General features: G+C 63.2%; 17 protein-coding genes and 1 tRNA gene. 10 read left to right on the forward strand and 8 right to left on the reverse strand.

Features of this window, described 5'->3' with window-relative positions:
- Positions 1-31: 31 nt before the first annotated feature.
- Positions 32-205 (forward strand): hypothetical protein, encoded by a 174-nt coding sequence (locus tag G5B40_RS01395; protein WP_165094117.1) that lies wholly within the window; start codon positions 32-34, stop codon positions 203-205.
- A 46-nt stretch (positions 206-251) separates the two neighbouring features.
- On the opposite strand, the gene G5B40_RS01400 is transcribed toward G5B40_RS01395, so the two are convergent.
- The 4 genes from G5B40_RS01400 to G5B40_RS01415 are packed head-to-tail and all read right to left on the reverse strand — an operon-like array spanning position 252 to position 5,483.
- Positions 252-1,451: an acetate/propionate family kinase gene (locus G5B40_RS01400; protein WP_165094120.1), complete on the reverse strand. Its 1,200-nt coding sequence runs from the start codon at positions 1,449-1,451 to the stop codon at positions 252-254.
- Positions 1,448-2,842, reverse strand: a complete 1,395-nt coding sequence (locus G5B40_RS01405; protein ID WP_165103107.1) for a bifunctional enoyl-CoA hydratase/phosphate acetyltransferase — start codon at positions 2,840-2,842, stop codon at positions 1,448-1,450. The genes G5B40_RS01400 and G5B40_RS01405 overlap by 4 nt, the downstream gene beginning before the upstream one ends.
- 17 nt (positions 2,843-2,859) lie before the next feature.
- Positions 2,860-3,618: an enoyl-ACP reductase FabI gene (fabI, locus tag G5B40_RS01410; protein ID WP_211907448.1), complete on the reverse strand. Its 759-nt coding sequence runs from the start codon at positions 3,616-3,618 to the stop codon at positions 2,860-2,862.
- A gap of 17 nt (positions 3,619-3,635) precedes the next feature.
- On the reverse strand, positions 3,636-5,483 hold the full coding sequence (locus G5B40_RS01415; RefSeq protein WP_246209675.1) for a PHA/PHB synthase family protein: 1,848 nt from the start codon (positions 5,481-5,483) through the stop codon (positions 3,636-3,638).
- 314 nt (positions 5,484-5,797) lie between these two features.
- Between G5B40_RS01415 and G5B40_RS01420 the strand changes: the two genes are divergently transcribed.
- Genes G5B40_RS01420 through G5B40_RS01430 form a run of 3 tightly spaced genes read left to right on the forward strand, consistent with a single transcriptional unit; the run spans position 5,798 to position 10,646 of the window.
- Entirely contained in the window at positions 5,798-6,784 is a 987-nt protein-coding gene (locus G5B40_RS01420) for an HlyD family secretion protein (protein WP_165094126.1), read from the forward strand.
- A complete protein-coding gene (gene rbbA, locus G5B40_RS01425) occupies positions 6,774-9,518 on the forward strand; it encodes a ribosome-associated ATPase/putative transporter RbbA (RefSeq protein WP_165094129.1) in 2,745 nt (914 codons plus the stop codon). Before G5B40_RS01420 ends, rbbA begins: the two co-directional genes overlap by 11 nt.
- A gap of 3 nt (positions 9,519-9,521) precedes the next feature.
- Positions 9,522-10,646, forward strand: a complete 1,125-nt coding sequence (locus G5B40_RS01430; protein ID WP_165094132.1) for an ABC transporter permease — start codon at positions 9,522-9,524, stop codon at positions 10,644-10,646.
- A gap of 339 nt (positions 10,647-10,985) precedes the next feature.
- On the opposite strand, the gene G5B40_RS01435 is transcribed toward G5B40_RS01430, so the two are convergent.
- Entirely contained in the window at positions 10,986-12,605 is a 1,620-nt protein-coding gene (locus tag G5B40_RS01435) for a GMC family oxidoreductase (RefSeq protein WP_165094135.1), read from the reverse strand.
- A 159-nt stretch (positions 12,606-12,764) separates the two neighbouring features.
- On the opposite strand from G5B40_RS01435, the gene G5B40_RS01440 reads away from it, so the two are divergent.
- Positions 12,765-13,535, forward strand: coding sequence for an IclR family transcriptional regulator (locus G5B40_RS01440; RefSeq protein ID WP_165094137.1), 771 nt, complete (start codon positions 12,765-12,767; stop codon positions 13,533-13,535).
- A 58-nt stretch (positions 13,536-13,593) separates the two neighbouring features.
- Here G5B40_RS01440 and G5B40_RS01445 read toward each other — a convergent pair whose 3' ends face one another.
- The 3 genes from G5B40_RS01445 to G5B40_RS01455 all read right to left on the reverse strand — a co-directional run bounded on the left by G5B40_RS01445 (position 13,594) and on the right by G5B40_RS01455 (position 16,646).
- Positions 13,594-14,706, reverse strand: a complete 1,113-nt coding sequence (locus tag G5B40_RS01445) for a TRAP transporter substrate-binding protein (protein WP_165094140.1) — start codon at positions 14,704-14,706, stop codon at positions 13,594-13,596.
- Between the two features lie 63 nt (positions 14,707-14,769).
- Entirely contained in the window at positions 14,770-16,086 is a 1,317-nt protein-coding gene (locus tag G5B40_RS01450; protein ID WP_165094142.1) for a TRAP transporter large permease, read from the reverse strand.
- The gene (locus tag G5B40_RS01455; RefSeq protein WP_165094145.1) at positions 16,083-16,646 is read right to left on the reverse strand and encodes a TRAP transporter small permease subunit; all 564 of its coding nucleotides are present in this window, start codon (positions 16,644-16,646) and stop codon (positions 16,083-16,085) included. Before G5B40_RS01455 ends, G5B40_RS01450 begins: the two co-directional genes overlap by 4 nt.
- Before the next feature lie 796 nt (positions 16,647-17,442).
- On the opposite strand from G5B40_RS01455, the gene G5B40_RS01460 reads away from it, so the two are divergent.
- The 5 genes from G5B40_RS01460 to clpX all read left to right on the forward strand — a co-directional run bounded on the left by G5B40_RS01460 (position 17,443) and on the right by clpX (position 21,865).
- Positions 17,443-17,527, forward strand: a tRNA-Leu gene (locus tag G5B40_RS01460).
- A gap of 42 nt (positions 17,528-17,569) precedes the next feature.
- Complete coding sequence (tig, locus tag G5B40_RS01465; RefSeq protein ID WP_165094147.1) at positions 17,570-18,901, forward strand: trigger factor; 1,332 nt, start codon at positions 17,570-17,572, stop codon at positions 18,899-18,901.
- Between the two features lie 215 nt (positions 18,902-19,116).
- Complete coding sequence (locus G5B40_RS01470) at positions 19,117-19,563, forward strand: group I truncated hemoglobin (protein WP_165094150.1); 447 nt, start codon at positions 19,117-19,119, stop codon at positions 19,561-19,563.
- 194 nt (positions 19,564-19,757) lie between these two features.
- Positions 19,758-20,387 carry an ATP-dependent Clp protease proteolytic subunit gene (locus tag G5B40_RS01475; protein WP_165094152.1) on the forward strand — a complete coding sequence of 210 codons (630 nt, stop codon included), beginning with the start codon at positions 19,758-19,760 and terminating at the stop codon, positions 20,385-20,387.
- A gap of 206 nt (positions 20,388-20,593) precedes the next feature.
- A complete protein-coding gene (gene clpX / locus G5B40_RS01480; RefSeq protein WP_165094155.1) occupies positions 20,594-21,865 on the forward strand; it encodes an ATP-dependent Clp protease ATP-binding subunit ClpX in 1,272 nt (423 codons plus the stop codon).
- The last annotated feature ends 4 nt before the right edge of the window (positions 21,866-21,869 follow it).

Below are 21,869 nucleotides of genomic sequence, written 5' to 3' on the forward strand. Positions count from 1 at the left end.
TGGCGCAAGGGTCGAGCGCGCCGATGGCGGCATGATCCTCACCATGCGCCTGCAAAGCAATTCGGGTCAGTTCGCGCAATTCTTCCTTGATCGCCATGAACTGGAAATAGCGCGAATTGTCGGAGTGACGCCCGAATCCGGCTTGCAGCGGATGCCGGTCGTCAGCGGTCGCCGGACGGATCAGAGTTTGCGGCGCCGTTCCTGAATTTCGATTCCGACGAACCCCTCGATCTATTCTGCCCGTAATGGCCTCAAGCGCATGCGCCGCCTTGCTCCAGCGCATGCGCGACCGACCGGGCGATCACGCCTTCCTCGTCGGTGTCGATTCTCAGCAAGGCGACGTGGCTATCGTTCGAATGAAATGCTGTCTCGCCGCGCTTGTTCGCCTCCGCGTCAAGCGCGGCGCCAAGCCATTTCGCGCCTTCGGCGATGCGGGATCGGATTCCAGCGGAATTCTCTCCGATCCCAGCGGTGAACACCAGCGCGTCGAGCCCGCCAAGCACCGCTGCAAGAGAGCCAATCTCGCGGATCGCGCGGTAACAGAAGAGATCGATCGCCTCGCGGGCGTTCGGGTCCGAACTCGCCTCCAGCACGCGCATGTCATTGCTGACGCCGGACACGCCGAGCAGCCCGGATTCGCGATAGAGCATGTGGTGAACGTCAGCCGCCGCCATCCCTTTCTGCTCGATCAGGTGAAGCACCACCCCGGCGTCGAGCGATCCGCAGCGGCGGCCCATCATCAGCCCGTCGAGCGCGGTGAACCCCATGGTGGTGGCGACGCTCCTGCGGCCGTTCATGGCGCACATGCTGGCGCCGTTGCCCAGGTGCGCGACAATCACCCGTCCATTGGCGCGTTCGCCCAGATAGACCGGCAGCACGTCGGCTATGTGCTCGTAGGAAAGGCCGTGAAACCCGTAGCGAATCACGCCTTCGTCGCTGAGACGCCGCGGCAGGGCGAAAAGTTGCGCCAGCCGGGGCTGATTGTGATGAAAGCTGGTGTCGAAACAGGCGACCTGCGGAAGCTCCGGCGCGATATGCGACACCGCATCAACCGCAGCGAGATTATGAGGTTGATGCAGGGGCGCGAGCGGGACGAGATCTTCGAGTTTTCGCCGCACGGTTTCGTCTATTCTGATCGGGCCTTCGAATGTCGGCCCGCCGTGGACGATGCGGTGGCCCACGGCGACAGGTCGGTACATGACGTATTCGCCGCGCAGCCGTTGCAGAAGCTGGGTGATGAGCCATTCATGGGTGGCGTCGGCCGGAATGGCGTTCAGCGGTTCGGTCACGACAAGCGCATGTTCGCCCATTCTGGCCGATAGGACGGGCGCCGATCCGATGCCGGTCACCTCACCTCTCAGCAACGGCTTTCGCGCGCCCGCTTCGGCGGGATAAAGAGCGAACTTCAGGCTCGACGAGCCCGAGTTCGCGGTCACGATGACGTCTGTCATGGCGCATCCAGGTTCTTGCGTCGGATGTAAAGTTGCGCCAGCGCCGCCGAGGTGAGGCGCGCAAGAACGTCATCCGCGCGGCTTGTCAGCATGATCGGCGCCCGCGCGCCGAGAACGAGCCCCGCCGCGTCTGCGCCTGCGAGATAGAGCAACTGCTTGGCGATCATGTTTCCCGCCTCCAGATCGGGGGCGACGAGAATGTCGGCGTCGCCCGCGACGGCGGAGACGATTCCCTTCGTCATGGCCGCCATGCGCGAGACGGCGTTATCGAAGGCGAGCGGCCCGTCGAGCTGGCCGCCGGTGATCTGCCCGCGCTCTGCCATCTTGCAGAGCCCGGCCGCGTCCACGGTCGAACTGATCTTGGCGTTGACCGTCTCGACCGCCGAGAGAAGAGCGACTTTCGGCGTCTCCACGCCAAGCGCGCGGACGAGATCGATGGCGTTCTGAACGATGTCGCGCTTGGCGTCGAGGTCGGGATATATGTTGATCGCGGCGTCGGTGACGAATAGCGGTTTGGGATAGGTCGGCACGTCAAGCGCATAGACATGGCTCATGCGCCGCTCGGTGCGCAATCCGGTTTCGCGATTGACCACGGCGCGCATGACCTCGTCCGTGTGCAGCTTGCCTTTCATGAGGGCTTCGGCCCGACCTGCGCGCACCATCGCCACGGCCTCTGCGGCCGCCGCGTGGCTATGCGGCGTATCGACGATTTCCACTGAACCAAGGTCGATTTCAGCTTCCGCCGCCGCCGCGTGAATCTTGGCCTCCGGCCCGACCAGGATCGGCCGGATCAGGTCTTGCGCGGCCGCCTCCAGCGCACCTGTTAGCGACAGCTCATCGCAGGGGTGGATTACGGCGGTAACAACAGGTTCGAGTTCGCGGGTCGCCTCTATAAGCCGCCGGTAGCGTTCGCCGCGTTCGTGGAGATGCACTTCGGGCAGCGCGGTGCGAGGGCGGCGGATCTTCTCCGTTGGGGCGATCACCTCGGCCTCGCCCTTGATGACCGTCTCGCCATCGGCGTTGAGGCAAACACAATCGAGGATCAGGCGCTTCTTGACGGCGTCCTTGGCGCGCACGGTGACTCGTGCGGTGATCGTGTCGCCCGGACTTACCGGATGCCGGAAGTTCAGCGACTGGTTGAGATAGATCGTTCCCGGCCCCGGCAGTTCGGTGCCGAGCACCGCCGAGATCAGCGAGCCGCCCCACATGCCGTGAGCGATCACTTCGTGGAACATGTCTGTTCGGGCGTAATCCTCATCGAGATGAGCGGGGTTGATATCCCCCGATACGATGGCGAACAGATCGATGTCTTGCGGCGTCAGAGTGCGGGTGATCTCCGCCGAGTCGCCCAGGGAGATCTCATCGAAGGTTCTGTTCTCGACATATTGCATCTCGTTCACAACGCGCCTCATGACATGACGTGGTAGCCGCCATCGACATAGGCGACGTTCCCTGTGACGGAGCGGGCATGATCCGAGGCGAGACAGACCGCCACGGCGCCGACCTCCTCGATCGTGACGAGCCTGCCGGTTGGCGCACGCTCCCTCGCCTCGTCGATCAGCGCGTCGAAATGGGCGATCCCCGAGGCGGCGCGCGTCTTGAGTGGCCCCGGCGAGAGAGCGTTGACGCGGATCCCCTTGCGCCCGAGTTCCGCCGCGAGGTTCTCCGCGGTGGCCTGCAGGGCGGCCTTCACCGGCCCCATGATGTTGTAGTGATCCACCACCTTCTCCGCGCCGTAATAGCTGACGGTCAGAAAACAGCCGCCCTGTTTCATCAGCGGCTCGGCCAGCTGCGCCATGCGAATGAAGGAATGGACGGAGACATCCATCGCTTCGGCGAAACCTTCGCGTGAGCAGTCCGCAACGCGGCCGTGAAGGTCGTCCTTCGGGCACCACGCGATCGAATGCAGCAGGAAATCCAACGAGCCCCATTCGCGCCCGATTCGTGAGAACAGGCTTTCCAGCGCGCCATCCTCGGTCACGTCGAGCGGTTCGAGGATCGCGGCGCCGACCGCCCGCGCGACCGGCTCGACATAGGGTTTCGCGGTGTCGTTCAAATAGGTGAGCGCGAGGTCCGCGCCTGCCTCGTGGAACGCCTTGGCGCAACCCGCCGCGATGGAGTGTTCGTTGGCCACGCCGACGACGAGGCCTTTCTTTCCTTGAAGCAAATCCATGACGCGCACTCTCAGTTCTGAAGAACGTAGGCGCCGGGGGCGTCGCAGATCGGCGCGTATCGCTCCGATCCCAGCGACGGCGGGGATACCGGCTTTCCCGAATGCGAGCCGAGCCATTCGCCCCACTCCCGCCACCAGGAGCCGTCTTTCATCTCCGCCTTCTCCGCCCAGGTCTCCGCGTCGAGATAGGGATCGCCGTGAAGGGTTTTCGCTACGCGGTAATGCCGGCGCGGATGACCGGGTTCCGACACGATCCCGGCGTTGTGACCGCCGCTGGTGAGCGCGAAAGTCACATCCGTGTCGGTCAGCAGGTGGATCTTGTGGACCGAACGCCATGGCGCGACATGGTCCGTCTCGGTTCCGACCGAGAAGATCGGCGCGCGGATGTCGGTCAGCGCCACCGGGCGATCGGCGACCTCGTACTTTCCGGTCGCCAGTTCGTTTTCGAGAAACAGCTTGTGCAGATACTCCGAGTGCATCCGGTACGGCATCCTCGTCGCATCGCTGTTCCACGCCATCAGGTCGTTCATCGGGTGGCGTTCGCCCATGAGGTATACGCGCAGAATCTGTGACCAGATCAGATCGTTCGAACGCAGAATCTGAAAGGCGCCCGCCATCTGCTTGGCGTCGAGATAGCCCTTCTCCCACATCATGTCCTCGAGGAAGGCGACCTGGCTCTCGTTGGTGAAGAGCATGATTTCTCCCGCCTCGGTGAAATCGGCTTGCGCCGCCAGCAGCGAAATCGAGGCGAGGCGGTCGTCGCCGTCGCGAGCCATCGCGGCGGCGGCGATGGTCAGAAGCGTCCCGCCGAGGCAGTAGCCCGTGGCGTGAATCTTATTCGACCCGGAAATGTCCTCCACGGCGTCAAGCGCCGCCATCACGCCGAGTTCACGGTAATCCTCCATACCGAGATCCCGATCCCGGTTGTCGGGGTTCTTCCACGAGATCATGAAAACCGTGAAACCCTGATCGGTGAGCCAGCGCACCAGCGAGTTTTGCTCGCTCAGATCGAGGATGTAGTATTTCATGATCCACGCGGGAACGATCAGAACCGGCTCCGGCCTGACTTTCTCGGTTGTGGGCGCATACTGGAGCAGCTCGATCAGGCGGTTGCGGTAGACCACCCGCCCAGGCGTCGTGGCGAGATTTTCACCGACCCGGAACGCCTCGGCTCCGGCGGGCGGGCGTTGCGCGACGACACGCTCGTAGTCCTCGATGAAATTCAGAAAGCCGCGATAGAGGTTCTTCCCGCCCTCGTTGACGGTCCTTTCGATCAGTTCGGGGTTTGTCGGCAGGAAGTTGGATGGCGCAAACATGTCGAGGACTTGCCGCGCCGCGAAAGAGACCGCGTTTTCATGTTGACGCGTCACGCCGGGAATGCCGGTCGTCGCCTTATGCCACCATTGCTGGTTCAACAGGAAGTTCTGGTAGATCAGATTGAACGGCGGTTTGTTCCAGGCGTCAGCGCGGAATCGCCGATCCTGAGGGAGTGGTTCGATGCAAGCCGGGGCGTCGTCCTGCGAGGTGGCGCACCGCATCGCGTACTGGCGGAGACGAGATTGTTTGCGGACGGCTTCCTCAACGAGATGCATCTGCTTGCCGGGCGACATCGCCAGATGAACCGCCCAATCGGCCCAGGAGCCCATCAGAGCCGCTGGAGACAGACCGAGGGTGAGGCGGGCCAGCCCGGCGTGCGTGGCGCGATCGATCATTTCCGCGACCTGCGATCCCTCATGGAAATCGGCGACCGTGGCGCCCGCCGGGCGCGCCGTCGGCGCAGCCTGACTTGCAGGCTGACTTGAATGGGGCCGCGCCTGACTGACTTCGGACCCAGCTTTCTTGCGCATCGCGGTAGCCATAGCATTCTCCACAAAATTGGGCCGTCGGCGGCTTCTGCACTTACTTAACGTCTGGCTTCGCAGTCGCAATAGACCGGCTTTTGCATGGCAACATTGATCGAGATCAATGCGAATCAAGGATTGCGGTGGGATTGAGAAGTTCCGAATGTTGCACTGCAGTATGGAGTGATCGGGGCTCGAGTCGCGCTCGGGGCGGTTTGGGTAGCCAGGCCGATGGCTGCGAAAGAACCGACGCCGATGAGGATGTGAAAGTGACGCTCGACGACAACAACGATAGCGCCGCCTGAATCAGCCGGATCGTGACAGGAGAAATCATGTCGATGAGAAGATGGATGCTTGCCGGCGCGCTGGTCGCTGTGATCGGCGGGGGCGCGTGGTGCTGGCTCGACAGCCGGTCCAACCCTCTCCCCGACGGAATCGTCAGCTCGAACGGGCGAACCGAGGCGCAGCGGATCGATGTCGCCAGCAAGTTCGCCGGACGGCTGCAGGAGATCCTGGTCGCCGAAGGCGGCCTCGCCGAAGCGGGTCAGATCATTGCGCGAATGGATTCCAAGGAGATCGCCGCTCAGATTCGCGAAGCCAAGGCGGGCGTTCGACAGGCTGAGCACGCGTTGATCGAGGCGAAGGCGCTCCTGGCTCAAAGGCGGAGCGAACTGAGATTCGCCGAGCAGGAACTTGCGCGAACGGAAACGCTGAACGCGCGCGGCTACGAGACGACGGAGAAGCTGGATCTGCGCCGGTCGGAAGTGGCGACCGCAAACGCCGCCGTCGCTTCGGCCGAGGCCGGGATTGCACGGGCGCAAGCCTCTATCGAAGCGAACGAGGCCACGGTCGATCGTCTTCGCGCCGATCTGGTCGAGTACGAGCTGAAGGCGCCAAGATCGGGACGCGTTCAGTATCGCCTCGCCGAGCCGGGCGAAGTGCTTGCGGCCGGCGGGCTGGTCGTGACGCTGCTCGACCTCACCGATGTCTATATGACGGTCTACCTGCCCACGAGCGCCGCCGGACGCTTGCGTTACGGGGCCGAGGCGCGACTGATTTTCGACGCGGCCCCGGAATATGTCGTCCCGGCCTCGGTCTCCTTCGTCGCGAGCGAGGCGCAGTTCACGCCAAAATATGTCGAGACGGAAAGCGAGCGCGAGAAGCTGTTGTTCCGGGTCAAGGTCAAGATTCCGGAAGACGTGCTGCGCGATTATCAGGAGATCATAAAAACGGGCGTGCCAGGCATGGCCTATGTGCGGGTCGACCCGATGGTCGACTGGCCTGTCGAGCTCGCGGTGCGCCTGCCCGATGCCGATTGATCCCGGCTTTGCCGCGAGCCTGACCGGCGTAACACATCGTTACGGCGCGACAACGGCGCTCGACGACGTTTCGATCTCCGCGAAGGAAGGGCGGATGATCGGGCTGATCGGACCGGACGGGGTCGGCAAATCGACGCTGCTGGGGCTTGTCGCGGGCGTTCGGCGCGTCCAGTCTGGAGACGTGCGCGCCCTGAATGGCGACATGAGCGACGCCGCGCATCGGGCGGCGGTCTGCGACCGCATCGCCTATATGCCGCAAGGATTGGGCCGGAATCTCTATCCGACGCTCTCGGTCTACGAGAATATCGACTTCTTCGGGCGCCTGTTCGGGCAGTCAGCGGCGGAGCGGAAGGGGCGCATAGCCGAGCTCCTGCGGAGCACGGGGCTTGAGCCGTTTCCAGACCGCCCGGCCGGCAAGCTGTCGGGAGGCATGAAGCAGAAACTCTCCCTGTGTTGCTCGCTGATCCACGATCCGGACCTCCTGATCCTCGACGAGCCGACAACCGGCGTCGATCCCTTGTCTCGCAAGCAGTTCTGGGAGCTTATCGCCCAGATCCGGAAGCGGCGCCCGGGGATGACCGTCATCACAGCAACGGCCTACATGTCGGAGGCGGAAGGCTTCGAAGAACTGGTTGCGATGGATGACGGTCGGATTCTCGCCACCGGGTCGCCGGATGATCTGAAGGCCAGGACAGGCGGGGCGACGCTTGAGGACGCCTTCGTGACCCTTCTGCCGGAAGAACGGCGTAAAGGGCATCATCAGATCATGCTGCCGCCTCGCCAGGCTTCCGAAGGCCCTCCAGCGATCGAAGCCGACGGGCTGAGCATGCGGTTCGGCGACTTCACCGCCGTGGACAACGTGAGCTTCCGCATCGAACGCGGCGAGATCTTCGGTTTTCTCGGGTCCAACGGCTGCGGCAAGACCACAGTCATGAAAATGCTGACCGGCCTGTTGAAGCCATCGGAGGGCGACGCGAAGCTCTTTGGCGAAACAGTCGAGAGCGGCGATCTGCGAATACGCCGACGAGTTGGCTACATGTCGCAATCGTTCTCGCTCTATTCCGAACTGACGGTGCGCCAGAACCTCGATCTGCACGCCGATCTCTTCCAGATGCCCCGCTCGGAGCGGGAGCGACGGATCGAGGATCTGATGTCGCGCTTCGATCTGGCGGGAGTGGCGAACGCGCGGCCCGGCAGCCTCGCGCTCGGACTGCGCCAGCGGCTGCAACTCGCCGTCGCCGTTCTGCACAAACCCGAGATGCTGATCCTTGACGAGCCGACCAGCGGCGTCGACCCGATCGCGCGTGACGGTTTTTGGGAGTTGTTGATCGAAATTTCGCGCGAAGACGGCGTCACGATCTTCATCTCGACCCATTTCATGAACGAGGCGGAGCGCTGCGACCGCATCTCGCTGATGCATGCCGGAAAGGTCCTCGCCGCCGGTCAGCCGACGGAGTTGCAGGCTGCACGCGGCGCCGAAACCCTCGAAGAGGCCTTCATCGAATATCTTGCAGAAGCGGCGGGGGAGGGCGCGCGTCAGACTGAGGCTGAAGCCACGGCGCCCGATGACGCGCCAGGCGACATTACGCCATCCCGTACGTACAGGTGGATTTCGCCCAACCTCGTCTGGGCCTTCGCGCGGCGGGAATCCATTGAACTCGTCCGAGATCCGATCAGGCTGCTTTTCGCCCTGCTTGGGCCCGTCGTGATGATGCTGGCGATGGGATATGGAATTTCGTTTGATGTCGAAAAACTGACATTCGCCGCGTTGGATCGGGACCGCACGCAGGAAAGCCGGACGTTTCTGCGGCAGTTGTCCGGTTCACGCTACTTCAGCGAACAGCCCGAGATCGTCAATCTGGCCGATCTTGACAGACGGATGGTCGCAGGCGAATTCAGCCTCGCCGTGATCATCCCGCCAGATTTCGGTCGGGATCTTCTGGCCGGGCGTTCGCCTGATGTTTCCGTCTGGCTCGACGGCTCCAACACCACGCGGGCCGAAACCGGCCGTGGTTACGTCCAGGGCGCTTTCCTCTCTTTTCTGACCGAGTTCGGCGTCACCGAAACCGGCGACGCGCTCTCTCTCTACCCAGCGAGCATCGAGCCCAGGTTTCGCTACAACCAGGCATTCAAATCGGCGTATGCGATCCCGCCCGGCGTTCTGATGATGCTGTTGATCATGATCCCGACGATGCTGACGGCTCTCGGGGTGGTGCGTGAGAAAGAGATGGGCTCCATCACCAACCTCTACGCCGCTCCGGTGAGAAAGATCGAGTTCCTGCTCGGCAAGCAATTGCCCTATATCGGCGTCGGGATGTTGAGCTTCGCGAGCCTCGTTGCGATCATGATGACGGTGTTCGGACTGAGGATCGAAAGCGGTCTGCTGGCGCTCGTGCTCGGCGCGCTGCTCTACACGGCGGCCGCCACGGCCTTCGGTCTCGTGGTCTCGACATTTGTCAGGTCCCAGATCGCGGCGATTTTTGCGAGCGCGATCATAGTGATGATCCCGACCATCAACTTCTCTGGGATGATGTATCCCGTGGCGACTTTGGAAAGCGGCTCCCGCCTGATCGGCGAGGCCTTCCCGCCGCTCTACTTTCAGCAGATCAGCGCAGGCGTCTTCAACAAGGGTCTCGCCATAGGCGATCTCTACTTGAACCACGTCATACTCGCCGGGTTCTGCCTCCTGTTTCTGACTGTCGCCAACACCCTTCTCGTCAAGCAGGAGGCGTGAGCGATGCGTTCAGCGAGCAACATCCTGCGCCTTGGCGTCAAGGAACTTTACAGCCTCGCGCGTGATCCGGTGCTGCTGCTACTGATCGTCTATACGTTCACCGTCGCGATTTATTCGGTGGCGCATGGCGTGCAGACTGAAGTGAAAAATGCGGCGATCGCGGTCGTGGACGAAGACCGGTCGGCTCTTTCGGAGCGCATTCGCGGCGCCTTCCTGCAACCCTATTTTCAGCCCGCGGCGCTGATCGGCCTCAATGAGGTCGACCCGGCGATGGACGAAGGGCGCTACTCTTTCGTGCTCGATATACCGCCCAATTTCCAGGCTGACGTTCAGGCCGGAAACTCCCCGACGGTGCAACTTCAGGTTGATGCGACCGCGATGACGCTTGCCGGCAATGGAGCAAGATACATCCAGTACATCGTTCAGACCGAGCTTATCAAATTCCTGAGCCGCTCGGAGACTGAGGTCGAGTTGCCGGCGACGCTCGTCACGCGCGCGAGGTTCAACCCGAACCTCGATTCGAGCTGGTTCATGGCGGTGATGCAGATCGTCAGCAACGTGACGATCCTGGCGATCATCCTCTCAGGCGCCGCCGTTATTCGCGAGCGTGAGCATGGCACCCTCGAACATCTGCTGGTCATGCCGGTGACGCCGGGCGAGATCATGGCCGCCAAGGTCTGGGCCAATGGCGCGGTGATCGTTCTGGCGTCGGTCCTGTCGCTCCACCTCGTGGTGCAGGGCCTGCTGGGCGTGCTGATCAGCGGGTCTATCGGGCTCTTCGCGTTCGGCGCCGGCGTCTATCTGTTCGCGGTCGCTTCGCTCGGCGTCATGCTGTCGACGGTCGCCACGACCATGCCGCAATTCGGACTCCTGTCGATCCCCGTCTTTCTCGTGCTGAACCTGCTTTCCGGCGGCGTGACGCCACTGGAAAGCATGCCCGAGACCCTACAATCCATAATGCAGGCTTCGCCGACCACTCACTTCGTCAAATTCTCGCAGGCGGTGCTATATCGCGGCGCTGGTCTCTCCGTGGTTTGGCCCCAGATTCTCATGGTCGCCGGGATTGGATTGGTGTTCTTCACCTGCGCTCTGCTGCGCTTTCGCAAGACTATTTCCATGTCGCATTAATGGTCCGCTCCCGGTCCACGCTTCTGGATATGTACCGCCGATTGCAAGGCGACGAGCAAAGGCCTCTGCCGTTGCCTCCGCAGTGAGCCGCAACCGGCTGAGTGGGCCACGCGACCATCCAGCCTTGGCGCAACAGGTTCGGCCAGATATTTGTCGCCGAGATCAGGTGCAAACAGCGCCGACCGGATGCGGGCGTTCTCTAAATAGTTCCCGCGCCTCAGTGGGCATCAGTGACGTCTAATGGACAGAGAATTTGCCGTCCTTGCGCCGGGAGATGCGCGAAGCCCGCCGGGGCCCTATCAGAGAGTTTCCGAGCCGTGTTGCATGCCTCGCAGAGGCTCAGCGCCGGGCTGCGCCGGCGCGGCGGTCCTCGACGAGCATGTCGCTGACTTTTTCCCCGATCATTATGGCCGGCGCGTTGGTGTTGCCGGAGACGATCTCCGGCATGATCGAGCAGTCGGCGACGCGCAGTCCCGTCACGCCCCGCACGCGGAGTCGCGCGTCGGTCACGGCCCCTTCGTCCGAGCCCATGCGGCAGGTGCCTGCGGGATGGTAGATCGTGGTCGCGCTGTTTCGCGCCCAGTCGAGAAGGGCGGCGTCGCTTTCGACCGCCGCGCCCGGGCGGAATTCCTCCGAGATGTGCGCCTTGAGCGGCGCCTCTCTGGCGATATCCCGCGCCATCCGGATTCCCGCGACGATGGTGCGGCGGTCGGTTTCGGTCGCCAGGTAGTTCGGCCGGATCGTGGGGTGCGCCGTCGCTGAGGGCGACCTGAGACGGATCTCGCCACGGCTTTCGGGCCGCAGCTGACAGACGGAGACGGTGAAGGCGGAGAAGGGATGCACGCCCTCGCCGGGGCTGTCGGCTGACCACGGCTGGATGTGGAACTGGATGTCGGGTGTGGCGAGGTGATCCGCTGTTTTCAGAAAACCGAAAGCGAGGCTGGCCGCCATCGTCATCGGACCCGATCGGAAGAGGGCGTATCGAAGGGCGATGCGCGCCTTGTTGGCGAGGCTCCGCACCTCGTCGTTGAGCGTTGGCGAATTGCATTTCAGGACCAGCCGCGCCTGCAGATGGTCCTGGAGGTTCCTGCCGACATCCGCACAATCGCGGATCACGGGAATCCCGTGTTCCTGAAGGTGCGCGCCTTCGCCGACGCCCGAGAGCATCAGAAGCTGCGGCGAGCCGATCGCGCCGCTGGCGAGGATCACCTCGGCGTGCGCCCGCGCCCGGTGGAGCCGCCCGCCCGCGTCGCGCCAGACGACGGCGGTGGCGCGGCCGTCCTCTATCTCGACTTTCTCGGCCTGTGCGCGTGTGACGATGCGCAGGTTCTCACGCCCGCGCGCGGGGCGCAGGTAGGCCGTGGCGGCGCTGCAGCGCCGTCCGTTCCGCACGGTGAGCTGGAAATAGCCGACCCCTTCCTGCGTCTCCCCATTGCAGTCCGGGTTGAACTTGTGGCCGGCCGCCTGCGCGGCCGCGACCCATTCGTCGCAGATCGCGCGAGAAATCCGCGGGTCGCTGACGGAGAGCGGGCCGCCGGCGCCGTGATGCTCGTCGGCGCCGCGCTCCTGATCCTCGGCCCGCTTGAACAGCGGCAGCACCTCCGGCCACGCCCATCCGCGCGCGCCCATTTGCGCCCAACGGTCGTAATCCTCCGGCTGGCCGCGAACATAGAGCAGGCCGTTGAGCGATGAGGAGCCGCCCAGCACCTTGCCGCGCGGCCAGTCGAGTTGACGGCCGTTAAGACCGGGGTCCGGCTCTGTTCTGTAGCGCCAGTCGAAGGCGGGGTTGTTCATCGTCTTGAAATAGCCGACCGGGATATGGATCCACGGGCTCCGGTCAGGCCCTCCCGCCTCCAGCAGCGCGACCCTGACAGAAGGGTCGGCGCTGAGACGGTTCGCGACCACGCAGCCGGCAGAGCCCGCCCCAACGATGACGTAGTCCGCTTCGATATCCGCCACATCGCTCTCCAGCTTGCCTGGACCGTAATAGTGTGGTCATAACTGAGACTTCAAGTTTCAATTATCGGCAATATGACGGTGGATGCACTGCGGCGGAGAAATTGGCCTCGCCCGGAGGCCGACGCGACGCGGAGCATCGAAGAGCCGGGCGGGAGCGCCATGAAAGAAAGCGCGGAAACGGGCGGCAACATCCCCACGAACCTGCGGCTGCTGCTGGTCGCGGAGGAGATCGTCCGCGCTCCCGGGCCGGTCACTCCGACTGAGGTCAATCAGACGCTCGGCCTGCCGAAGCCCACGATTCACAGGCTTTTCGCGACGCTTGAGGAGGGCGGGTTCATCCGCCGGGATATCGACGGACGGCGTTATACGCCGGGCAGGCGCCTCCGGCGCATGGCCGCGGGGGTGCTGTCGGGAGAGCGCCTGCGCGCCGCGCGCTTCGCGATCCTGACACGGCTGGCGCGGGAGATCGGCGAGACCTGCAATATCGCCGCGCCCGACCGCGATGCGATGCTCTATATCGATAGGGTGGAGACGGCGTGGCCGCTGAGGATCCAGCTTCAAGTCGGCGCGCGCGTGCCGCTCTACTGCACCGCGAGCGGAAAGATGTTCCTGTCGACCCTCTCGGATCGGCATCTGCGCGGCTATCTCGCCTCTTCCAAGCGCGCCGCGCGCACCAGACGGAGCCTGATCGAGGCCGACGCGCTTATGGCCGAACTGATGCTGATCCGGCGGCGGGGTCATGCGCTCGACAACGAGGAGTTCATGGAGGGCATGGTCGCCGCCGCGGTTCCGGTGAAGGACAAGGAAGGTCGTCTGATGTCGACCCTCTCTTTCCATGCTCCGGTTCAGCGCGTGGCGTTCACCGAGGTCGAGACGCATCTTTCCCTCCTTCACGCCGCCGCGCGGGAACTGGCCGAGCTGGTCAGCTAGGACCGCCGCTCCCCGGCGTGGAGAGGCCCGCGTCGCCGGGGCGCGGGCCTCTCTCCGATCACTTGTTGGCTTCGCGCACTTTCTCGGCGCCGTTCACGACCGCGCCATAGAGCTTCTGGACGCGGGAGTGGTACGGATAGACGAGCTCTGCGAAGTCGGCCTGCGATTTGTAGACCTTCGCGAAGAACTCGTCGTCATTGATGTATTCCTGAACGACCTCGTTCTGCGCGTCGATGAAGAGCTGGTAATACTCGTCCGGCGTGTCGAGCATCTCAATGCCTTCCTTTTCGTACTCCTTCACCGCCAGCGCGTTCTCGTAAAGATTCGCCGATTGTGTGGTCTGGGCGTTGGCGATGATCGCGGTCTCGATGATGGCCTGCAGATCGGCCGGAAGGCCATCCCAGAAATCCTTGCAGATCATCAACTCACCCACATCCGTTTGCTGATGCAGGCCCTGCAGGTAGTAGTATTTCCAGATCTTGCTGAGGCCGAGATTGCGGTCGTCGGCCGGCCCGATCCATTCCGCCGCGTCGATCGTGCCGCGCTGCGCGGAGGGCACGATTTCGCCCCCGGGCATGGCGACGGCCGGGACCCCCATCTTGTTATAGGTCTTGCCGGCGATGCCCGGCGGCGAGCGGTACTTGATGGAGCGGAATTCATCCATGTTCTTGAATGGCTTGGAGAACCAACCCAGCGGGTCCGGGCCCATCGGTTGCATCAAGAACGGAACGACGCCGATGCCCATGATGTCCTGCGTCAGTTCGCGGTAGAGCTCCTTCCCTTCGCCATTGTAATACCAGGACATCAGGCTCTGCTGGTCCATGCCGGTGCTGGCCGGCACGTTGGAGAACAGAACGTAGGACGGGTTCTTGCCTGACCAGTAATGCGGCCAGGCGTAGCCCGCCTCCACGACGCAATTGCCGACCGCGTCGAGAATTTCGAAGGCGGCGACCTCGGCCCCGTCGGGAAGCACCTTGATTTCGAGGCGACCGCCGGACATCGCCGCGGCCTGGTCGGCGAAATCCTGCACCAGCTTGAAATAGAGGCTGGAGTTCGGCACCGCCGTCTGGATGTTCATCTGGAACTTGTCCTGTGCGAGGGTCGCCCCCGCTGTAAGCGCCAGCGCGGCTGCAAACGCGCCGCCCGCCGCCGTCCTGATCGGATGTCTCATGATCTTTCCTCCTCCGTTCTTGTTTTCAGTCATGTATGCCCGCCGCTGCGTGCCGCCCCCTGCTTAGCCAAGCACCCGGGGCAGCCACAGGACGATGTCCGGGAACAGCACCAGAAGCAGCACCACCATCAGTTGCAGCGCCACAAAATGGGTCATTCCCAGATAGATGTCGCCCATCTTCCATTGCGGGACGACGCCCTTGAGGAAATAGGCGGATAGCGCCATCGGCGGGGTCAGCCACGAGGTCTGCAGCGTCACCGCCACCAGGATGGAGAACCAGAGCGGATCGTACCCCATCTCCACCATGGTCGGCAGGAAAATCGGCACGATGACAAGGACGATCGGTATCCATTCCAACGGCGAGCCGAGAACGAAGACGATCGCCAGGATGATGAGCAACATCACCGTTGGCGAGAAAGGCAGGCTGAGGAGGTACTCCGTCAGCAGATTGCCGCTGCCGAGGCGTGAAAAGACTGCGCCGAAGAAATTCGCCGCGCCGAGCAGGAACATGATCATCGCCGACATGGTGAGCGTGCTGTAGACGCAGTGCTTGAACGCCGCCCAGGTCATCTTCCGGTAGAGCAGCGCCAGCACCAGCGAGGCGAGCGCGCCGCTGGCGGCGGCGTCGGTCGGCGTCGCGATACCCGCAATGATGACGCCGAGCGTAAAGGCGATGACGATCACCACGGGAATGACGCCGAGGAGCAATTCCAGCAGCTTGCCGCCGATGTTGGTCTCGGCAATCTCCGCATCGCTCAGCGCTGGACCGAGCGCCGGGTTCATATAGCTCCGGATCAGCGTGTACAGGATATAGATCACCGCCAGCAGCACGCCTGGAATGATCGCCGCGGTGAAGAGGTCCGAGACCGGCACGCCGACGACCGGGCCCATGACGATGAGCAGGATCGAGGGTGGAATCAGGATGCCGAGCGTACCGCCGGCGGCGATGGCGCCGGCCGAGAGGCGGATGTTGTAGCCCGATTTCTCCATGATCGGCGCCGCCATCACCCCGAGGACGGTGACCGAGGCGCCGACGATGCCTGTCGCCGCGGCGAAAACCGTCGCGACGATCAGCACCACCACATAGAGCGAGCCGCGCACCCGGCCGAGCAACAGCCGCAGCGCCTTGAACATGCGTTCCATCAGCCCGGATTGCTCCAGGATGAACCCCATGAACAGGAAGAGTGGGATCGCCGCCAGCGTGGTGTTTCGCATCAACGAGAAGAACTGGTACTGCATCAGCGAGATGACGCGATCGCCCATGCCGAGCCAGCCGAAGACAAGCGAGATGAAGATGAAGGTGAAGGCCATCGGATAACCGGTGAGGATTCCGATGAAGACGAGGCCGAGCGAGATGAGCCCAAGGACGGGTTCGCTCATGCCTTCAGGCTTTCATCTCTGGCGCGGAAATGGCGGTTGGTGACAATGGTGTAGCCGCTCTTTATCAATTCCGAGAGTCCCTGAATGAGAAGCAGCGCTCCGGTCACCGGCATGACCGTCTTGAGCGGATAGATGATCGGCATCATCGGGCTGGTCGGGATCCGCTCGCCGCGCTGCCATGACGTCAGCGCGTAGTCGAACGTCGCCATCGTGAAGAAATACATCGCTGGAAAGAAAAGGAAGACGATGAAGACCGCATCGATCGTCCCCTGCCAGCGCGGCGACAGGACGTTGAACAGAAAATCGGCGCGGACGTGGCTATCCTGCCCAAGCGTATAGGCGGCGCCGAGCATGAAGAGCGCCCCGTAGAGCATGAAGGTGGCGTCATAGGCCCACATGGTCGGCTGGTTGAAGCCGAAGCGGGACACGACCTCGTAAACGAGCGCGCCGACCATCGGCACAATCAGCCAGGCCGCCGCCTTGCCGACGATCAACGCCGGCATGTCGAGCCAATGAGTGACGCCGCGAATGCGGTTTTCCTGGCTGTCGGTCAACTCCATTCGCCACCGCCCGGTCTGGCGTGGCCTTCGGCGTCGGAGCCGGCGCTTGGCCCGCTCATGGCGAACCTCCCTTCATTATTGAGACTTATAATCTCACTAGAACGCCCATTAGTGAGATTCGCAACATCGATCTGCGCCGGAAGCGGTTCGCGGCGTTGCTGTCAGCGGGTCGTGACTCCGGAATGCTCCGTGGGCGAAGGAGCAGAGAGGGTGCCTTTTTTTGCCTGACCTTCGCTCCCGAAGACCTTGACTCGGGCTGCCAGACGCCGGCTGGAACTCAATGTGTTCCGGCCAAGGCGCGGTTCGCCCGAGAGAAGACGCCATGTCGGGCGCCACGGTTTCGTGTCCGGGTGAATCGGTTCGCGTCATGCCTGCCAATGTTGCGTCGCGCCCGTCGCAGGGATTGGCGTCGCGCGGAATGCAGGGACGGTGCAATTTCCACGATATTCTACGCTCAGCGTCAGGTTTCGCAGTCGTCAGTCACGCAGCAGGTTGTCGGTGAACCCGGTCATGGCGCTGGCGCCGGCGGTTACGCGGCCGGCGGCTTCCGGCCGCCGCCCCTGCTCGGAGAGGCGTGGGCGGCCGCGGGCATGGACGCCGTCTCTCTTCGACTTCAGATCTGCTCATCGCGTCGCCATAGCGTCGAAGCGGCGGATTTGCGGATCGCTGGGCGGGAACGCCCGTTCCGGCGCATTTTGTCCTCGCGCCGCCGAAATCCCTCTGTTATGGAAGCGCCGGATTTTCAGAGGCGGCGTTGCGGCCCGGCGCTCCGCCGGTTGCTGCGCCGCATCGGCGGGCGGGCGTGGTGGAACTGGCAGACACGCGAGATTTAGGTTCTCGTGCCGCAAGGCGTGGGGGTTCAAGTCCCTCCGCCCGCACCACTTTCCGCGCCGCCCCATGTCGTACGAGATGATGAGGACGAAATGCAGGTGACCGAAACGTTGGCCGAAGGCCTGAAGCGCGAATACGCGATGACCCTGGCCGCCTCCGACCTGGCGGAGAAGATGGACGCCAAGATCGACGCCGTGCGCGCCGATTTCCAGATGAAAGGCTTCCGCAAGGGCAAGGCGCCCAAGCCGCTGCTGAAAAAGATGTTCGGCAAGAACCTGATGGGCGAAGTGGTGGACGAGGCTGTGAACGAAGCGATGCGATCGCATTTCGACAGCTCTGGCGACACGCCTTCGCAGCAGCCTGAAGTCTCCATCACCAACGAGCGGTTCGACGAGGGCGACGATCTGAACGTCACCGTCAAGTATGAGCGCCTCCCAGATGTGCCGGATGCGGAGTTCGGCGAGATCAAGTTGACGCGGTTGATCGCGACCGTTGGCGATGCGGAAGTCGACGAGGCGGTGGCGAAGCTCGCGGAGCAGTCGCAGAGCTTCAGCCCGCGTGAAGAGGGCGCGAAGGCCGAGGATGGCGACCAGGTCACGTTCGATTTTCTCGGCAAGGTCGATGGCGAGCCGTTCGAGGGCGGCGCTGCGGAGGATTATCCGTTGGTGCTGGGCTCCGGCCAGTTCATCCCCGGCTTCGAGGAGCAGCTGGCCGGCGTCGTAGCCGGCGAGGAAAAAGCCGTCGAGGTCACCTTCCCGGCGGAATATGGCGTTGAGGCGCTGGCGGGAAAACCGGCGGTCTTCGAGTGCAAGATCAAGGAGGTCGCGGCGCCGGCTCCGGCCGAGATCAACGACGAGATGGCGAAGAAATTCGGGCTGGATGATCTCGCCGCGCTCCGGGCCCAGATGAAGGAACGGCTTGAGGCCGAATACAAGGGCGCCGCGCGCCAGCTTCTGAAGCGGGAGCTTCTGGACGCGCTGGACGATGCGGTGAGTTTCGAGCTGCCCGAGGGGTTGGTGACGGCGGAGGCGAACGCCATCGCCCATCAACTCTGGCATGAGGAAAACCCCGACCACAAGGGTCACGATCACCCGGAGATCGAACCGACCGACGAGCACAAGACTATCGCCGAGCGGCGTGTTCGTCTCGGGCTTCTCCTCGCGGAGGTCGGCAAGAAGGCCGAAATCGAGGTCAGCGAGGGTGAGCTCAATCAGGCGATCTTCCGCCAGGCCCAGCAGATGCCGGGGCAGGAAAAGGCGTTCTTCGATTATGTCCGGCAGAACCCGCAGATGCTGCAGCAGATGCGCGCGCCGATCTTCGAGGACAAGGTTGTCGATTATATCGTCGAGCTTGCCGATGTGACAGAGAAAGAGGTCACCAAGGCCGAGCTTGAGGCGGCGATCGAGGCGCTCGACGACGAGTAAGCCGCTGCCGACGGCCGCGCTGCCCTGTCCCAGTCCCCGCGCGCCGCGATAAGGCGCGCGGGGATTTCGCTTTTCTGGCGAATTCCGCGCCCACAATGAAACTTTTCCGTGCTACTCTTCGAAATGCTATCGCGGCCGCTCCGGCCGCTGCCACCAAGCTTGTTATCGCCAGGGAAGGACAGATGATGCGGATTGCGACACAACGGGGCTTTTGGATGAAGCCGGCGCTCGCGGGCGGCGTGCTCGCGGCGGCGCTGCTGCTCACAGCATGTGACAAAGACATGATGATGGAGCCGGAGGCTGCTTCGCCCTCGCTCTATCAGCGACTCGGCGAGAAGCCGGCGATCACCGCTGTGGTCGACCAGTTCGTCGCCAACGTCGCGGCGGACGCGCGCATCAATCAATATTTTGCCGGCGCCGACATCCCGCGTCTGAAGGCGATGCTCGTGGATCAGATTTGCGAGGCGTCGGGTGGTCCCTGCGTCTACAAGGGCGGCGACATGAAGTCGGTTCATGACGGCATGGGTGTGACCGATGAAGCCTTCAACGCGCTCGTCGGCGATCTTGTCGCCGCGCTCGATCAGTTCAACGTGCCCGAGCAGGAGCAGAGCGAGCTTCTCGCCGTGCTTGGCGGCATGAAGGGCGATATCGTCGAAAGCTGACGGCGCCGCGGCGCGGCCCCGGCGCGCGGATTCGCGCGCCGGATGAATAGACCTGTCCCCCTCCTGGCGCGAGGGTGACGGGGCCGGTTCTTGCGTGAATATTCCGCAAGTTTGAGCGATCCCGTGGCCGGCTTCTTGAAGCGCCGGATGCGAGCCCATAAGACAGGGGGCGAGATCCATCGAAAGGCCCCCCGATGAACGACCCGATCGAGACCTACATGAACACCCTCGTCCCGATGGTGGTCGAGCAGACCGCCCGCGGCGAACGGGCCTACGATATCTTTTCGCGGCTCCTGAAGGAGCGGATCATCTTCGTCTCTGGCCCGGTTCACGACGGAATGTCGACGCTGATCGTCGCGCAGCTTCTTTTCCTTGAAGCGGAGAATCCGAAAAAGGAAATTTCGATGTATATCAACAGTCCGGGCGGGGTGGTGACCTCCGGGCTCTCGATCTACGATACGATGCAATATATCCGCCCGAAGGTTTCGACGCTCTGCGTCGGGCAGGCGGCGTCGATGGGCTCGCTCCTGCTTGCGGCCGGGGAGAAAGACATGCGCTTCACCCTGCCGAACAGCCGGATCATGGTTCATCAGCCCTCCGGCGGCTTTCAGGGTCAGGCTTCCGACATCCAGATCCACGCCAAGGAGGTCCTGGAGCTGAAAGAGCGGCTCAACAACATCTACGTGAAGCACTGCGGCCAAGACTACGCGACCGTCGAAAAGGCGCTGGATCGCGATAATTTCATGACGGCGGAAAAGGCGAAGGACTGGGGGCTGGTGGACCAGATCGTCGATCAGCGCGACGCGCCGGACGCCAAGGCCTGAGCCGAGCCGGGGCGACCCCGTCCGGCGAGGCGCCGCTGCGCAGACGGAACGTGACAATGCGCATGGTCCACGCCCTTGCTTCGGGTTTCAGGACCATGCACAACATGAGACATACGGGATTCGACGATGCGATCATTGACGCGATCTTTCGCAAAGTCCCGGCGGATACGATCTGACGCCCCGATATTCGGGGCCGGGAGAGCCGAATGAGCAAATCCGGAGGGACCGAGTCCAAGAACACGCTGTACTGTTCCTTCTGCGGCAAGAGCCAGCATGAGGTCAGGAAGCTGATCGCTGGGCCGACCGTCTTCATCTGCGATGAATGTGTCGAGCTCTGCATGGACATCATCCGTGAAGAGACCAAGTCGGGCCTCGTGAAATCCGCCGACGGCGTGCCGACGCCGCAGGATATCTGCGAGGTTCTGGACGATTATGTGATTGGTCAGAGCCGGGCGAAGCGGGTTCTCTCCGTCGCCGTCCACAACCATTACAAGCGCCTCAATCATTCGGCGAAATCGGGCGATGTCGAACTGGCGAAATCGAACATCCTGCTGATTGGCCCCACGGGCTGCGGCAAGACGCTGCTGGCGCAGACGCTTGCGCGGATTCTCGATGTGCCGTTCACCATGGCGGACGCGACGACGCTGACCGAAGCCGGCTATGTCGGCGAGGATGTCGAGAACATCATCCTCAAGCTGTTGCAGAGCGCCGACTACAATGTCGAGCGCGCGCAGCGCGGCATCGTCTATATCGACGAAGTCGACAAGATCAGCCGCAAGTCGGACAACCCCTCGATCACGCGGGACGTGTCGGGCGAGGGCGTCCAGCAGGCGCTGCTGAAGATCATGGAGGGCACCGTGGCCTCCGTGCCGCCGCAGGGCGGACGCAAGCATCCGCAGCAGGAGTTCCTGCAAGTCGACACCACGAATATTCTTTTCATCTGCGGCGGCGCCTTCGCCGGGCTCGACAAGATCATCGCGCAGCGGGGCAGGGGCTCCGCCATGGGATTCGGCGCCGACGTTAAGATTTCCGAGGACCGCAAGACCGGCGAGCTTCTGACCGAACTGGAGCCCGAGGATCTGTTGAAGTTTGGCCTGATCCCGGAATTCGTCGGCCGCCTGCCGGTGATCGCGACACTCGAAGATCTGGACGAAGAGGCGCTCGTCACCATTCTGTCCAAGCCGAAGAATGCGCTGGTGAAGCAGTATCAGCGGTTGTTCGAGATGGAGAGTTCGAAGCTGACCTTCACCGATGAGGCGCTGGCCGCCGTCGCGCGCAAGGCGATCGAGCGCAAGACCGGCGCGAGGGGACTGCGTTCGATCCTGGAGAACGTGCTTCTCGACACCATGTTCGATCTTCCCGCGCTTGACGGCGTGGCCGAGGTCGTGGTGAACGAAGAGGTGATCGACAAGGGCGCGCACCCCCTCATGATCTACGCGGAGAAAAAGCGCGGGGACGCGTCGGCGAGCGCATCCTGACAGG

The organism is Pikeienuella piscinae (genome assembly GCF_011044155.1).
GTDB classification, from domain to species: Bacteria; Pseudomonadota; Alphaproteobacteria; order Rhodobacterales; family Rhodobacteraceae; genus Pikeienuella; species Pikeienuella piscinae.

What these genes read in the sequence shown, in the direction of transcription:
- G5B40_RS01450 (WP_165094142.1), bottom strand. Translation starts at nt 16,086, where the DNA reads ATGAGCGAACCCGTCCTTGGGCTCATCTCGCTCGGCCTCGTCTTCATC.
- G5B40_RS01400 (WP_165094120.1), bottom strand. Translation starts at nt 1,451, where the DNA reads ATGACAGACGTCATCGTGACCGCGAACTCGGGCTCGTCGAGCCTGAAG.
- G5B40_RS01475 (WP_165094152.1), top strand. Translation starts at nt 19,758, where the DNA reads ATGAACGACCCGATCGAGACCTACATGAACACCCTCGTCCCGATGGTG.
- G5B40_RS01470 (WP_165094150.1), top strand. Translation starts at nt 19,117, where the DNA reads ATGAAGCCGGCGCTCGCGGGCGGCGTGCTCGCGGCGGCGCTGCTGCTC.
- G5B40_RS01455 (WP_165094145.1), bottom strand. Translation starts at nt 16,646, where the DNA reads ATGGAGTTGACCGACAGCCAGGAAAACCGCATTCGCGGCGTCACTCAT.
- rbbA (WP_165094129.1), top strand. Translation starts at nt 6,774, where the DNA reads ATGCCGATTGATCCCGGCTTTGCCGCGAGCCTGACCGGCGTAACACAT.
- G5B40_RS01415 (WP_246209675.1), bottom strand. Translation starts at nt 5,483, where the DNA reads ATGGCTACCGCGATGCGCAAGAAAGCTGGGTCCGAAGTCAGTCAGGCG.
- G5B40_RS01405 (WP_165103107.1), bottom strand. Translation starts at nt 2,842, where the DNA reads ATGCAATATGTCGAGAACAGAACCTTCGATGAGATCTCCCTGGGCGAC.
- clpX (WP_165094155.1), top strand. Translation starts at nt 20,594, where the DNA reads ATGAGCAAATCCGGAGGGACCGAGTCCAAGAACACGCTGTACTGTTCC.
- G5B40_RS01420 (WP_165094126.1), top strand. Translation starts at nt 5,798, where the DNA reads ATGTCGATGAGAAGATGGATGCTTGCCGGCGCGCTGGTCGCTGTGATC.
- G5B40_RS01440 (WP_165094137.1), top strand. Translation starts at nt 12,765, where the DNA reads ATGAAAGAAAGCGCGGAAACGGGCGGCAACATCCCCACGAACCTGCGG.
- tig (WP_165094147.1), top strand. Translation starts at nt 17,570, where the DNA reads ATGCAGGTGACCGAAACGTTGGCCGAAGGCCTGAAGCGCGAATACGCG.
- G5B40_RS01430 (WP_165094132.1), top strand. Translation starts at nt 9,522, where the DNA reads ATGCGTTCAGCGAGCAACATCCTGCGCCTTGGCGTCAAGGAACTTTAC.
- G5B40_RS01445 (WP_165094140.1), bottom strand. Translation starts at nt 14,706, where the DNA reads ATGAGACATCCGATCAGGACGGCGGCGGGCGGCGCGTTTGCAGCCGCG.
- G5B40_RS01395 (WP_165094117.1), top strand. Translation starts at nt 32, where the DNA reads ATGATCCTCACCATGCGCCTGCAAAGCAATTCGGGTCAGTTCGCGCAA.